Raw genomic sequence first — 14,126 nt, forward strand, 5'->3', positions numbered from 1 at the left:
GTTAGGATTCGAGAATGGTATGAACACGATGATTTACTTCAGCTTTCAGTTGTTCTAATAATCGTTCACTTTCTATTCTTGAATGACTTGACACTCCAAAATAGTACTTCACTTTAGGCTCGGTACCAGAAGGCCTTAATGCTACCCAACTATTCTTATCTAAATAGAACTTCAAAACGTTTTCTTGTGGTAATTGAATGGTCTCTTTTGTACCAGACTTCATGTTTATTCTTTCTAACGATTGATAATCCTCCATTAGGGTTACAGGTAAGCCAGCAATCTCATTAAATGGTGCTAGACGAATATGTTCCATAATCTTCGCAATCCTCTCTGCTCCATCTTTCCCTTTTAACGTAAGAGAGAGCATGTCTTCCAAATAGTAACCATGAAGCTCATAAAGTTCTTCTAATGCTTCTAGGAGTGTTTTCCCTTTGCGTTTCCAATACTCGGCTAGTTCGCAAGCTATAACAGCTGCTTGTACAGCATCTTTATCTCGGACAAAATCTCCGGCTAAGTAGCCGTAGCTTTCTTCAAAGCCAAACAAGAACTTTTCACCGGTTGATTCAAATTGCTTGATTTTTTCTCCTATAAATTTAAAACCTGTAAGAGTGTTAATGGTTTCAACCCCATAATGACTAGCAACCGCTTGCCCCATTTCAGTTGTGACAATGGTTTTAATCAGCCTCCCCTTTTTTCTGTCTTCCTCAGTCGAATGTGCAAGTATATAGTCCAACATTAATATTCCAAGCTGGTTTCCTGTCAACACTTGATAAGAGCCATTTGAATCTTTTACCGCTACCCCTAAACGATCCGCATCAGGATCCGTACCAATCAAAACATCCGCTCCGTATATCAGTCCTTGTTCCATCGCCATCGTAAAAGCTTGGTGCTCCTCCGGATTTGGTGAATCAACAGTAGAAAAATCAGGATCTGGCTTTGCCTGCTCTTGAACAACATGTATAGCATCAAACCCAATTTGTCTTAATCCTTTTAGGACAAGGTCATGAGAAGTGCCATGCAGAGGCGTAAAAACAATGTTTAATTCTTTCGGTTGTTCTATTTCGGAAGTGGTCCATCTGGAGAGTCTCTTCACTAGTTCTAAATAGGCATGGTCTACTTCTTCTCCGATCCAATGCAGCAGCCCTTGCTCTTTGAGCACGTGCTCTGGTAGATAAGGGATCGTTAATTCATTTTCTACGGCGTTTACTTCCTTAATTAATTGCTCCGCTTGAGCAGGAGGCATTTGTCCACCATCTTCATTATAAACCTTAAAGCCATTATATTCAGGAGGATTATGGCTCGCGGTTATCATAACACCAGCCGCAGCTCCTAGGTGGCGCACCGCATATGAAAGGGAAGGTGTAGGATGCAGGTTAGAAAATACGTAGGATTTTATGCCGTGCTTTCCTAACACTTTAGCTGTTTCTATTGCAAATTCCTTAGACATATAACGAGAATCATAGGAAACGGCTACTCCTTTTCCTTGTGGATTCGTCGTGTGCTTTATCAAGTAATTCGCTAATCCTTCCACCGCCTTTCTTATCGTATATATGTTCATTCGGTTCGTGCCAGGTCCAAGCATACCTCGCATTCCACCAGTCCCGAACGTTAAATCCTTATAAAATGCATCCTCTATTGCTTCTTCGGATTTTTTCATTTCAGCTAATTGAAGTTTTAAATGCTCTTCTAGTGATTCATAGGAAACCCATTTTTGGTATGTATCTTGCCAAGTCATATAGATCCTCCTTTTGTAAGGCCGTTTTTACTTGATTCTAACACACGTACCATTCGCATTCTATTCTACTTTCGTAGTTTTATATTCTTCGTTTATTTTATTTATAACAAGGAAAAAATAATAGAGAATACGATCTAAACGCTGTATCATTTATGAATGTCTTTTTATATAATATAGACGTCACAAATTAACGAAATCTATGAAATTAAAATAATGAGGTTGTGATTTTTTGACGAATAAAAAATGGTTTCAAACCCTTGTAGCCTTTATCCTTGTGTTCATTTTGATTTTTCTTATAGAAAAAACTAAATTTATATTTGAACCCGTCGGATCTTACCTTACTGCGATAGCTGTCCCATTTATGGGAGCAGGGTTGTTATACTACATCACGTTACCTTTAGTAACGTTTTTGGAAAAATACAAGATTCCTAGAATTGCTAGTATCCTTATTACTTTTTTATTACTCGTTTTTATCGTCTTTCTGTTCTTCAATTACATAATCCCAATCGCTCAGCAACAGTTTACACGTCTAGTAAAAAACATTCCGGATATAGCAGATGGGATTGAAGAAATAGTAGAATATTGGCAGGATAATCAAAGTATTATCCCACCACAAGTAGATAATATGATTGACCAAGTAACAGCTAACTTAGATAAATACCTGGAGAATTTTACTACCTTCATTCTTAATTTCATCGGTCAGTTATTTGGGTTCGTTTTTTCGTTTGTCTTAATCCCATTCTTCTGGTTCTTTATGTTAAAGGATGGAGACAAGCTCGTTCCATTCATTTCAAAGTTTTTAAGTAAACCAAAAGCGAATAGCTTCAAGGAATTAATGGCAGGAATTAATCACACATTATCCTCCTTTATACAAGGACAATTAATCGTCAGTGTTTGTGTCGGGATCATGTTATATATTGGCTATGTCATTATTAAACTGGATTATGCACTTACCTTGGCTTTATTCGGTTTAGTTATGAACCTGATTCCATTTGTCGGTCCATTTATATCTGCCGTACCAGCTGTTATTATCGGATTTATTCAAGAACCAATGATTGCGGTCTATGTGATAATTGTTATGCTCATAGCCCAACAGATCGAAAGTAATTTCATTTCCCCAAATGTTATGGGGCGAGTCCTTCAGCTTCATCCACTTACCATTATTACATTGATTCTGGCTGCAGGAAGTATTGCTGGTTTTTTCGGATTATTGTTTATTATCCCAGCATACGCTGTCCTAAAAACAATCGTCAGTCACTTTTATCATGAGTGGAGACGGAAGCAGCCTAAAGGAGAAAAAGACATCTTTTAGAATGGAAGATCTATGGAATCAAAAAAGCAACCTAGGCCATTAAACCTAGGTTGCTTTTTTTCATCCTTTATTCCGCAGTTACATCTTCAATTTCTTTCTGAAGTTTTTCAAGAATTGCTCCATCTACAGTAGATACTTCTTTTTTATAGAAGTCTCTTACAGGAAGTGCAAGCTCTTTAAATGCTGCACGTTGCTCTTCTGTTAATTCTACAACCTCTGTTGGGTGTTCTTCATCATTTTTAATTTTTTCTAGCCATTTTTCGTTTTGTTCTTTTTGCTCGTCATATACCCAATCTTGCATCTCTTCAACTGTTTCGTCAACTAATGTTTTTACATTGTCTGGTAAACCATTATACCATTCTGTATTTACAGTCGTCATTGCCACATAGTTGTTGTGATTAGAAATTGTCATGTGGTCTTGTACTTCATTGAAGGAAGCATCCCCAATAAAGAAAATTGGGTTTTCTTGACCTTCTACTGTACCACGGTCTAGTGCTGTGTAGAGCTCACTCCAGCTCATAGGAGTTGGTTCTGCACCATACGCTTCATACGATTTAATAATTAATGGAGACGTTTGGGTTCTCATCTTAAAGTTCTCAAAGTCAGATGGTTTTTCTAACGGAGAACTAGATGTCCATTGCGTCGCACCTTCTGTCCAGAAAGAAAGTGGAGTGATGCTATACTCTTCATATCTTTCTACTAAGTCTTTATTAAGTGCTTCACTAGTATTCAAGATTTCTTGTGTTTTTTCAACACTATCTGGGAACAAGAAGTGTAAGGCAAAGATTTGCCCTTCTTTAACCATGTTTCCTGTAAAACCTGGAGACATGACAGCCATTTCTACCCCACCATTTTGAAGTAGTTCGACTTGGTCCGTTTCACTACCTAAACCACCGTATTCGTATGGTTCAATGGTGATTTTCCCATCTGATTTTTCTTTCATACGCTTTGCGAACTCCGCAGCATATTCGTATTGTACTTGACCTTTTACTTCCTCTGTAACAAAGCGCCAAGTTTGTGCCTCTATATCTGAACTTGCTTCAGAACCTGAATCGGATCCTTCTGAGCTACCTTCACCTGATGTGTCATCTCCTCCACCACAAGCAACTAATAAAAAGCTAAGTGTAAGGATGGATAGAAATCCAAAGAAATATTTTTTCTTAAAAATGGTAATTACCCCCTAAAAAATTTTAATTTATATCATCTCAGCCATTTACGGTAGGATGTACCGATAGGCGAGTGAAATATCTGGAACAAAAATCAGTAATATTGCAATACTAATCAACATGATAATGTATGGTGGTGTTGCCCGTATTACATCTAAATAGGACTTTTCAAAGACGGCGCTGGCCGTAAATATGTCGACACCGAATGGCGGTGTAGCTGAACCTAATGCAACCTGGAATGTAATAATCACTCCAAGGTGAATTGGATCAATTCCGGCATTAACTGCCACTGGGTAGAAAATCGGTGTTAACACAAGAATGACAACGATTGGGTCTACAAACATACAACCAACAAAGAAGAATACGGTAACCATTATCAGTACAAACGTTTGACTCGGATCTGGTCCTAGTACTGCTTCTGTAATCGTCTGTGGAATTCTCGCAAACGATATTACCCAAGTAAAGGCTTGACCAGCCGCAACTAAAACAAATACGGCAGATGTAACTAATCCCGTCGATAAAGCTACTTTCGGTATTTGAGTTAGCTTAATAGATCGATAGATAATAACCTCTAAAATAAATGCATATAACACAGAAATCCCTGCTGCCTCCGTTGCACTAAAAATACCGGCATAAATCCCGCCTACAACGATTACAGGAAACCCTAAAGGCAGAAGCGCTTTCCCTGTCATTCGAAATCTTTCTTTCCACGGCACTTTGTCCGCTAGAGGTATATCTTCTTTTTTTGCGTAAAGAATACTAAATATGGAAAAGGCTAGGAACACAATGATTCCTGGCAAAATCCCTGCCATAAACAAGTCTCCAACCGATGTATTTGAAACGAGTGCGTACATAATCATTCCGATACTCGGTGGAATTAGAAGTGCGATGTCACTGGAATTAACGATGAGTGCAATCGCACTAGAGTCCTTATATCCAGCTTTTAATAATCGTTCACGCATCGGTTTACCGACAGCTACAACGGTGGCTTGTGTGGAGCCAGAAATAGCACCGAACAACGTACACGTGGCTGCAGTTGTTATGGCATACCCACCGCGTAGATGTCCGACAAAGGCACCAACAAAGTCCAATAAACGATTAGATGTTTTCCCTGTCGTCATAATATCTGCTGCCAAAATAAATAATGGAACAGCTAGCAGGACGTAAGATTCTATACCTGTTTGCAATTGTTGCATCATTAACATAGGATCCAGGTTCGGGAAAAAGAACCATAGTACAACGAGCGGACCTACGATTAATGGTATCATCATCGGAAAATTCAATAGTAGTAAAACTACCATTATGGACATTAATAGAGCTACCATTTGGTTTTTCCTCTCTCCATAATTTTGTTATACAAATGATTGATCCTCTAGATTCTCATTTTGATTGTAATCCTTCAGATCTGTACCTAAGTAAATGTCTTTTTCCTTAATATTCACCCACATGTTTCGTAGGTACTGTAGTCCACCCATAAATAAACCAATCGGAATGAAGATGGTTATATAAATGGCAGGTAATTGTAACGAAGAAGTTACGGTACCTCTCTCATGAACCTGTAGCACATAAAGGGATGAATAATAGGCAAGAACAAACATTACTAAGGCAGTAAAAGCGGGGATGAATATTGCAAGTGCCTTTCTTACTTTGTAAGGCGCCATATCAAAAAATGCTGACATGCTTATATGCCGACCTTTTCTTGCTGCATAGCTAATCCCCATAAAGGTCGCTATCACAATCGCAAATCTGCTTATTTCTTGTGAAAAGGTCCAGCTAGAACCTGTTATGGCACGGCTTAATACATTTCCCACAACCATAACAGCAATAAGAAGTATGGAGTAACTAAGAATAAATTCCTCCAACTTCAGCACAAATTTATCTATTGCTCTTAGTATTTTCAACCTAGTTTCCTCCTCGATTTAGGTCGATAGAAGCTCAGGAGTTTCAAGACAAGACCAATGTTACAGAAATATTTCATTATCCTCAAACTGTCTTAATATTCATTTATTTGGATAATTCCATAAAATTTGGAGTCTAAATGGCATACCTCCTTTATCTCTTCATATGAGCTAAAATCCTCCTGATATGTTTTATATACTCCAAATTCACACCTTCTAAACTTGATTTTCTCCTATTTTAAAAGGTCTATAGGTCTTTTTATCTAGTTAAACCCTGTAATAGATATTAAAAAAGCATGGGTCCTTTTGGGATCCATGCCATTTGTTTATACATATGATATAGTTTTAGTTTTTTATGACAAAATCAGCAAATTCTATTGGTTTTTCCTTTTTCACATAATAGTCCTCTGCTGGCCAGTACCGATGAACAAAGGTTTCTTTTTCCTGTTGTGCTTGTTCAGACTCTCTCCGAAAGCGAGTTTCTCTCGGACAGTCCAGAAATATCACATAATCAAAATAGCTTCTCCATTCTTTCCTTTGCAAAAATACCCCTTCAATAAGTATCACACAATCATCCGGAATCAAAATTTCTTTCCATTCATGGTCATCGCTTTTTTGATAGTAAGGTAAGGAAACAGAAGACGTTTCTTTTAATAATTCAAAAAAGTTATCTTTTAACCATTCAATGTCCCACTGTAAAAAATAATACTCTTCCCACGATGCTCTTCCTGTATCATATCTATTTTCCCTTTTCACGATAAAGTCATCTATATGAAAGACCATGCATTCCTGTCCACTTTCTTCTATACAAACCTGGACCTGATTTACAAAGGTAGACTTCCCTGCGCGACTCAGGCCATCCAAACCAAGCACACATCTCCCCTGAAGAGGTACAAGTGATTTTAACAAAGATGATAATTCAGCCATAATACTAGTCTCCAAACTTATAAACGATAGAATCCCCAACCGTTTTGTAGCCAATTCTTTGGTAAATCTGGTTAGAGGTCGGATTGGCTTTGTCTGTATATAAAGCACAAAAACGATTCCCCTCTTCTAAAAGCTTTTGGGTAAGGGTAGTTACACTCGTAGTCGCATATCCTTTCCGTTTATATTCGTCTGGAGTGTACACGGCATTAATCGTTACACCATTTTTTGTTTTTCGAGATTGATTGACCATCGAAACCGGTACACCATCCACTTCCCACACAAACAACGAATTCATTTTCAGAAAGTGTGTGATAAGGGAGTGTGCCCTATCTTGTATGCCTTCCTCATTTGTTTCCCGACCAAATTGTTGCATCCATTTCACATACAAATCTTTGTCTGCTTCTTTTGCTAATGTTAGCCTTCCAGGTGCAGAGCCGATATCGTTGACATGAGTCAGCTGATAAATAAGTTGCTCCATATGTAAGGTTACAGGAAGCTTCGTTTCCTGAGACCATGCCTGAACAAATGCATCTGCCACCTCTCTAGAACCAATAACTCCGGGGAGTTTTATTTGATTCTCGATGAACCATCTCGCTAGGACTGGAAATATGTCCGGTTGGATCTCAATATCTGGGAGCACTAAATCGTGAGGTGGTGTCTGGATAAACCCATACACAAAGTGATTGTCCTTCTCCACTAGCCCCATTAAAACTTCTCCGTTTTGCGAAGTCTTTTCTCGTTCCAAGATACCAAGCATGAGGTTGTTACATGCTTCTTTTCTCAACAATAAAGGCTCTATCCTTGCGCTAAATTGTTGGACATCTTTCATTATGACAACTCTCATCGTATCCCTTCTTTCTTTTCTTCATTATAATTGGAGGTACGAGAAAAAAGAAGAGAGAAGGATGATAATTTGACTTCTATCCTTCTATTTTCTATGGTAAAGGCAGAGGTGATAAAAATGAATAGAAATGAAATAGAAGCAAGAATCCGCGAGTTAAAGTCGGACTATATCCGTATCCAAGCAGACCTTGAAAAAATGGGAAGCGTAGGTGGGGATACTTCACGCGGTGAACAACAATTAGACGCGTTAGAAAAGGAACTTGCGGAATTAAATAAAAAGTTAGATGAGTTAGAATAAGAAGAGGTTGAGACAAAAGTATAGGAAGCAATGAAAAAACGAACAATTATGATTAGTGCCTATACCCCGCTCCGGAAATATACGACGCTTTCCGCAGGCGGCTGGTGAGCCTTTCCTCCCGCTGGAGTCTTTCCGGAGCTAGTATAGGCTGTTGTTCGGCTTTTTGGCTTGTCTTTTTAGTTATGTCCAAGCCCCTTTATTTATCCTTTTCTTCTCTTTGTTCTTCTAATTTGGCTAAAATCTTATGAAACTCTTTGCTCGGTGGAGTTAGGCTTACGACAATGTCTCCAGCTGCCGCTTTAGGATTCGATTCATTCGTCAGAAAATCAATTTCTCCTGATTCCTTCAGGATGAACAGCACTGTTGTATCTTGTCCACGTTCATCTAAATACTGATTGTACGTATATTGCTCTGTAATCGTCGTTTTTCTGAATACATACCCTGAATCAATTCGGCTAAAGAGACTTTCTAAGGAGGAACGATCAGAGAAAAGAAACCTCCCACCAATCGTATTTACTAAATCCTTTACCTCCCTTTCATCATCCAACTGAACAGGCAACTTGAACACATTACTACGACCAAACTCTGGAACAAATGTCGTACATACCAACGCATTATACGAATCAAAATCGGAAGCTGATATTAAATAATCATATGGGGTCATATCCAATCGGTATTCTGTTTGCTCAGACAGGATTTCCCCATGATACACATGAATACCAGCGTTCCTTGCAATACCGAGACGCTGCCATGAACTATCAACTATAATAGAAGGTATATCTAAATCATCAAATGTTTCAGCCAATGCCTTTGTAAATATATTGCTACCTACCATTATTACACCGGGTTGATCCTCTGCAGCAAGATTTAACTTTTTAGCTAACCAACCAATAGAAAACCCATGCGTGCAAACCGTAAAGAATACAAGAGCAAACGTTAACGAGGTAATAATCGCCGCATCCTGGTATCCTTCATCAAGCAGTACGGATGCAAAATACCCAGAGACCGTTAAAGCAACAATCCCACGTGGCGCAATCCAACCTACTAAGAGCTTCTCGGCCGTTGACAGATCCGTTCGAATGGTTGAGAGGAAAATGGAGAGTGGTCGAACGACAAATAACATAAGTAGAACGAAACCAATAATCTTTACGTTAAAAATCTCCATCAGCGTCTCTCTCGTTAAGGACGCGGTTAACATGACGAATATGGCAGAAATTAATAATATCGATAAATTTTCTTTAAAATGACGCATATCGCGTATTGACGATATCCCCATATTCGCAAGTGTCATTCCCATTGCAGTCACAGCAAGCAATCCTGTTTCATGCATAATCTCATCGGCAATCGTAAAGCATGCAATTACGGTCGTAAATACTACTGGCGATTTAAGGAACTCTGGAATGTAGCCATGCTCGAACATCCATCCAATCCCTTTCCCACATAACACGCCGATCACAACTGCAAATAAGGACGCTAAGCAAAAGACGAGTAGGGAACCTATATGTCCGCCATCCTCTGCAAAGAACACGATAACTTCTAATGCAAAAACAGCCAATAATGCTCCTAACGGGTCGACAATAATCCCTTCCCACTTTAATATCTTAGCAGGGCGCGGTTTAAGTTTGGATTGCCTAAGTAAAGGTAAAATAACTGTTGGTCCGGTTACAATAAACAAAGCTCCTATGACGAAAGATACGGTTAAAGACAAGCCAGCAACGTAATGGGCCGCCAATGAACCTAACAGCCAACTAATAGCTGCACCAAACGTAGAAATTCGAAAAACTGGTTTTCCTAGCCCTTTTATGTCTTTAATATCTAAATTGAGACTACCTTCAAACAAAATAATAGCAACTGCTATAGAAATAATAGGACTATATAAATCGCCAAAATCTTGTTCAGGATTCATTAGTCCCAAGATTGGTCCTGCAAAAAGACCAACAATTGACATCACAACAATCGCTGGCATACGAAATCTCCACGAAAGCCATTGCGATCCAATTCCTAATAACCCAATGATCATGAACTCTAACGATATAGAGTGAATCATTTTTAATCCCCCTCTATTCCCCAATTTCAATAGGATGGATGGGCAGTCTCTTTTATGAAGACTGCCCATCCCCCAAATTTTTTATATCTGAATAGCTTATATTCTTAGTTTTTAAATATGACATTATATTATCCTTTTTTTCGTTCACCTAAACATCGAAAACACGTACATGTTTGTTAGCCAACGCCTTTTAAATACGGTAAACTAGGGTTAACGATATGGTAATGATTATAGTAAAGGACGGTTTAAATGATCGCACAAGCAGAAGATTTATTACAACAATATTATGGGTACACATCGTTCCGAAACGGGCAAAAAACGGTCATTGACCAGCTCCTAGAAAATCAAAACACGTTAGCCGTAATGCCAACGGGTGGCGGAAAATCCATCTGCTATCAAATACCTGGCCTCCTACTAGATGGAACAGCGATTATTATCTCTCCGCTTATTTCCTTAATGAAAGACCAAGTGGATGCCTTACAAGCCCTTGGTATCTCTGCAACGTTTATAAATAGCTCTTTATCCACCAATGAACAACAAGAGCGTTTAACCCAGGTTCGATTAGGAAGCTATAAGTTTTTGTATGTTGCACCAGAAAGGTTTGAATCCCAATCGTTTATACAAACAATCAATTCCATCCCTCTATCCTTAATTGCTTTTGATGAGGCACACTGTATTTCGCAATGGGGACATGATTTCCGACCAAGCTATCGTTCCATCGTTCCTGCACTAAAGCAAGTTACGAATTTACCTGTCTTGGCAGCCATGACTGCTACAGCAACAGAGGAAGTCATGACAGATATTCAATCCCTGCTGTCTATCTCTTCAGATAACATTGTCAATACAGGATTTGCAAGAGAGAACCTCTCTTTCCAAGTAGTAAAGGGACAGGATAAAAAGTCATTTATTTCTTCTTATATAGAAGCTAGAAAACTAGAATCCGGAATTATTTATACGGCAACAAGAAAACAAACGGACAATGTTCATGCCTTTTTAGAAAAGAAAGGGCTTCAAGTAGCTAAGTATCACGGCGGTTTGTCCGAAACTCAAAGAAAAGAAGAACAGTTCGCCTTTATTCAAGATGAAAAGACGATTATGGTGGCGACAAACGCCTTCGGTATGGGGATTGACAAATCGAACGTTCGATATGTTATTCACTATGCACTTCCAATGAATATTGAATCCTATTATCAAGAAGCAGGAAGGGCTGGTAGAGATGGCGAGCCAAGTGACTGTATTCTATTATTTGCAGGTCAGGATATCCAGTTACAAAAATTTCTTATTGATCAATCCATGGCAGATTCTCCTAAAAAAGCCCAGGAGTATGCAAAGCTCCAAGCGATGATTAATTATTGCCATACGGAGCAGTGTTTACAGGCATTCATACTTGATTACTTCCAAGACGAATCTATCTCAAAGAACTGTGGTTCTTGCAGTAACTGTACACACCAAGGCGAAAAAACAGATATGACAAGAGAAGCTCAAATGGTATTGTCTTGTGTGAAAAGAATGGGAGAGCGGTTCGGGGCCAGTCTAACGGCGAAAGTCTTAAAGGGGTCTAAGGATAAAAAGGTGAAAGAATTCCGTCTAGATAGTCTCTCCACTTACGGACTAATGTCTTCTTATACAGAAAAAGATATTACCCAGTTCATTCACTTTCTTATTGCAGAAAACTTCTTATCACCTGGTCAAGAACGATTTCCGATTCTTTCTTTAACAAAAAATGCGGAACCTGTTTTGAAAGGAAAACAAAAGGTTTGGATGCAGCAAATCAAAATAAATCCTCATGCAGAAGTAGACTATCAAGTCTCCTTATTTGAAGAATTACGGATGCTTCGAAAACGAATGGCTGAGCAAGACCAAGTGCCTCCATATGTATTATTTTCCGATGCAACCTTAAAAGAGATGACAAGACATCTACCAGATTCCGATGAAAAACTCCTTCTCATTAAAGGGGTAGGAGAAAAGAAGTTAGAACAATACGGCAGAGCCTTTTTAGAAACCATCGCCAATTGGAAAGAGAGAAATCAGGATCTAAGTAAAAAGCATGAGGAAGCACCTAGTCATATTCAATCCTACACCCTATTCCAACAAGGGTATGACCTTCCTTCTATCGCTGCTTTACGAAACATTACCGAGCAAACCGTCACAAACCATCTCTTTACTTGTTTTAAAGAAGGAATGGACATAGATTGGAGTTTGTTCTTTGATGATGAACAGGAAGAAGTTGTTTTACAAATGCGTCAGCAGTTAGAGGAACCAAAGCTACGTGATTTAAAGGATCTTGTTCCTGAGGCGTACACCTATACAACAATTAAAGCTATCCTTACTAAGAATGGATATATGTAAAACGAATTATGTATATTAAGTTTTGAACTATAAAATGCCAGGCTGCTTTAAACAGCCTGGCATCCTTTTATTTTTCTGGTATGAATTCTTGCTCTTTATTTCTTTCTTGGCAATCTGTACAAAGCTTCATTTTTTCTTCTTGCTTATTCGTTAATAGTCTTCCGCAGCTACTACATTTTCCAAATTCATTTGGATTTCCTTGAAATCCGGAAAGATGCGCCTCTGGTCCTACCATGTATAGTCCCTCCTATTAAAACTATTAGCATTACATAGAAGGTTCCCTCTAGGAATGTTATTCAAACATTAAGCATCGAAGTTAAGCGCCCAGCTTCCTTTACGAAATACTGGCTCGGATTTCCCATCCTCTGTTATACCGTCGATATCCAATTCAGATGAGCCAATCATAAAGTCGACATGAGTTAAGCTATCGTTCACACCATGTTTATCTAGCTCTTCTTCATTCATATCTGCTCCACCTTCAAGATTGGTCGGATATGCTTTCCCAAGCGCAATGTGACAGGATGCATTTTCATCATAAAGCGTGTTGTAGAAAATTAAACCAGATTGTGAAATCGGAGATTCATTTGGAACAAGTGCAACCTCCCCTAATCTACGAGCACCCTCATCGCTATCTAATAAATGTTTGAGCGTATCGTAGCCCTTTTCAGCAGTAAAATCCACCACTTTTCCATCCTTGAAAGTTAAGCTGAACTTATCAATCATGTTTCCACCGTAAATTAATGGCATGGTACTCGAAACCGTTCCATTCACCCCATACTTATGTGGAAGTGTAAATACTTCTTCGGTTGGAATGTTCGGATTGAAATCAAGACCTTTTGCGTTCTTAGCCGATCCACCTTTCCAAATATGCCCCTCTGGTAGCTCCATCTCAAAGTCTGTTCCAGGTGCTTTATAAATAAGCTTTTTATATTTTTTCTTGTTTAGGAATGCTCTTGCTTTGCGTAATGTTGCATTATGCTCATCCCATGCTGTAACGGGATCTGGCAGATCAGCACGAACGATTTTAAAAATTTGTTCCCAAAGTGCTTCTATTGCATCCTCTTCTGATTTGTCAGGAAAGATTTTTTGTGCCCAATCCCCTGTTGGAATAGAAATAAGGGACCACGGAATAATGTCATTCATCGTGTATGTACGGAATTCTTTCATCGCTTCTGCACTAGCCTTTGTTGCTTTTGCAACCTTCTCTGGATCTATATCCTTCAATAAATCAGGATTTGTAGAACGAATTGCTAAAAGAGCTCCACCATCTTTGGCAAACTCTAAATGTTTGTCCACACTCCACTGCGGAACATCATTCAACACCTCATCTGGAGCATACTGATACTTCAGTAGTGTTAACTCATCGTCGTTCCAGTTTATATGTACATTCTTTGCACCGAGTTCATAGGCTTTTTTTGCAACAATTCTAGTAAATTCCGCTCCATCAATCGGCGCATTAATCATAAGTGCTTGCCCTTTTTGAATATTCACACCTGTTCGCAAGGCCAACTCTGCATATTTCTCCATTAACTGTTTTTCTGCCATACTAAC

12 protein-coding genes are annotated in these 14,126 nt (G+C 38.8%); 3 read left to right on the forward strand and 9 right to left on the reverse strand.

The window, feature by feature from the left end:
• Position 1: 1 nt before the first annotated feature.
• On the reverse strand, positions 2–1,735 hold the full coding sequence (locus tag FN924_RS16960; protein WP_143896525.1) for a phospho-sugar mutase: 1,734 nt from the start codon (positions 1,733–1,735) through the stop codon (positions 2–4).
• Positions 1,736–1,964: 229 nt separating this feature from the next.
• Here FN924_RS16960 and FN924_RS16965 point away from each other — a divergent pair, with 229 nt between their 5' ends.
• Positions 1,965–3,047 (forward strand): AI-2E family transporter, encoded by a 1,083-nt coding sequence (locus tag FN924_RS16965; RefSeq protein WP_143896528.1) that lies wholly within the window; start codon positions 1,965–1,967, stop codon positions 3,045–3,047.
• Between the two features lie 67 nt (positions 3,048–3,114).
• On the opposite strand, the gene FN924_RS16970 is transcribed toward FN924_RS16965, so the two are convergent.
• From FN924_RS16970 to FN924_RS16990, 5 genes are all read right to left on the reverse strand, one after another.
• On the reverse strand, positions 3,115–4,221 hold the full coding sequence (locus tag FN924_RS16970; RefSeq protein ID WP_143896530.1) for a DctP family TRAP transporter solute-binding subunit: 1,107 nt from the start codon (positions 4,219–4,221) through the stop codon (positions 3,115–3,117).
• A gap of 39 nt (positions 4,222–4,260) precedes the next feature.
• The gene (locus FN924_RS16975) at positions 4,261–5,538 is read right to left on the reverse strand and encodes a TRAP transporter large permease (RefSeq protein ID WP_143896532.1); all 1,278 of its coding nucleotides are present in this window, start codon (positions 5,536–5,538) and stop codon (positions 4,261–4,263) included.
• Positions 5,539–5,565: 27 nt separating this feature from the next.
• On the reverse strand, positions 5,566–6,114 hold the full coding sequence (locus FN924_RS16980) for a TRAP transporter small permease (protein ID WP_143896534.1): 549 nt from the start codon (positions 6,112–6,114) through the stop codon (positions 5,566–5,568).
• A gap of 342 nt (positions 6,115–6,456) precedes the next feature.
• The gene (locus FN924_RS16985; RefSeq protein ID WP_143896536.1) at positions 6,457–7,038 is read right to left on the reverse strand and encodes a kinase; all 582 of its coding nucleotides are present in this window, start codon (positions 7,036–7,038) and stop codon (positions 6,457–6,459) included.
• 4 nt (positions 7,039–7,042) lie between these two features.
• A complete protein-coding gene (locus tag FN924_RS16990; RefSeq protein ID WP_143896538.1) occupies positions 7,043–7,882 on the reverse strand; it encodes a GNAT family N-acetyltransferase in 840 nt (279 codons plus the stop codon).
• Between the two features lie 117 nt (positions 7,883–7,999).
• On the opposite strand from FN924_RS16990, the gene FN924_RS16995 reads away from it, so the two are divergent.
• Positions 8,000–8,179 carry an SE1832 family protein gene (locus tag FN924_RS16995; RefSeq protein WP_143897273.1) on the forward strand — a complete coding sequence of 60 codons (180 nt, stop codon included), beginning with the start codon at positions 8,000–8,002 and terminating at the stop codon, positions 8,177–8,179.
• A 196-nt stretch (positions 8,180–8,375) separates the two neighbouring features.
• Here the strand turns inward: FN924_RS16995 and FN924_RS17000 are convergent, their stop codons facing one another.
• On the reverse strand, positions 8,376–10,226 hold the full coding sequence (locus FN924_RS17000; protein ID WP_143896540.1) for a cation:proton antiporter: 1,851 nt from the start codon (positions 10,224–10,226) through the stop codon (positions 8,376–8,378).
• A 249-nt stretch (positions 10,227–10,475) separates the two neighbouring features.
• Between FN924_RS17000 and recQ the strand changes: the two genes are divergently transcribed.
• Positions 10,476–12,575, forward strand: coding sequence for a DNA helicase RecQ (gene recQ / locus FN924_RS17005; protein ID WP_143896542.1), 2,100 nt, complete (start codon positions 10,476–10,478; stop codon positions 12,573–12,575).
• Between the two features lie 67 nt (positions 12,576–12,642).
• On the opposite strand, the gene FN924_RS19140 is transcribed toward recQ, so the two are convergent.
• Positions 12,643–12,810 carry a hypothetical protein gene (locus FN924_RS19140; protein ID WP_194709669.1) on the reverse strand — a complete coding sequence of 56 codons (168 nt, stop codon included), beginning with the start codon at positions 12,808–12,810 and terminating at the stop codon, positions 12,643–12,645.
• 68 nt (positions 12,811–12,878) lie between these two features.
• Entirely contained in the window at positions 12,879–14,120 is a 1,242-nt protein-coding gene (locus FN924_RS17010) for an aminopeptidase (RefSeq protein WP_143896544.1), read from the reverse strand.
• Between the last annotated feature and the right edge of the window lie 6 nt (positions 14,121–14,126).

It is taken from the genome of Radiobacillus deserti (assembly GCF_007301515.1).
Taxonomy (GTDB): domain Bacteria; phylum Bacillota; class Bacilli; order Bacillales; family Amphibacillaceae; genus Radiobacillus; species Radiobacillus deserti.

Excerpts from the sequence above, each read along its gene's own strand:
- recQ (WP_143896542.1), top strand. The coding sequence starts at position 10,476 with ATGATCGCACAAGCAGAAGATTTATTACAACAATATTATGGGTACACA.
- FN924_RS16990 (WP_143896538.1), bottom strand. The coding sequence starts at position 7,882 with ATGAGAGTTGTCATAATGAAAGATGTCCAACAATTTAGCGCAAGGATA.
- FN924_RS17000 (WP_143896540.1), bottom strand. The coding sequence starts at position 10,226 with ATGATTCACTCTATATCGTTAGAGTTCATGATCATTGGGTTATTAGGA.
- FN924_RS19140 (WP_194709669.1), bottom strand. The coding sequence starts at position 12,810 with ATGGTAGGACCAGAGGCGCATCTTTCCGGATTTCAAGGAAATCCAAAT.
- FN924_RS16985 (WP_143896536.1), bottom strand. The coding sequence starts at position 7,038 with ATGGCTGAATTATCATCTTTGTTAAAATCACTTGTACCTCTTCAGGGG.
- FN924_RS16995 (WP_143897273.1), top strand. The coding sequence starts at position 8,000 with ATGAATAGAAATGAAATAGAAGCAAGAATCCGCGAGTTAAAGTCGGAC.
- FN924_RS17010 (WP_143896544.1), bottom strand. The coding sequence starts at position 14,120 with ATGGCAGAAAAACAGTTAATGGAGAAATATGCAGAGTTGGCCTTGCGA.
- FN924_RS16975 (WP_143896532.1), bottom strand. The coding sequence starts at position 5,538 with ATGGTAGCTCTATTAATGTCCATAATGGTAGTTTTACTACTATTGAAT.
- FN924_RS16960 (WP_143896525.1), bottom strand. The coding sequence starts at position 1,735 with ATGACTTGGCAAGATACATACCAAAAATGGGTTTCCTATGAATCACTA.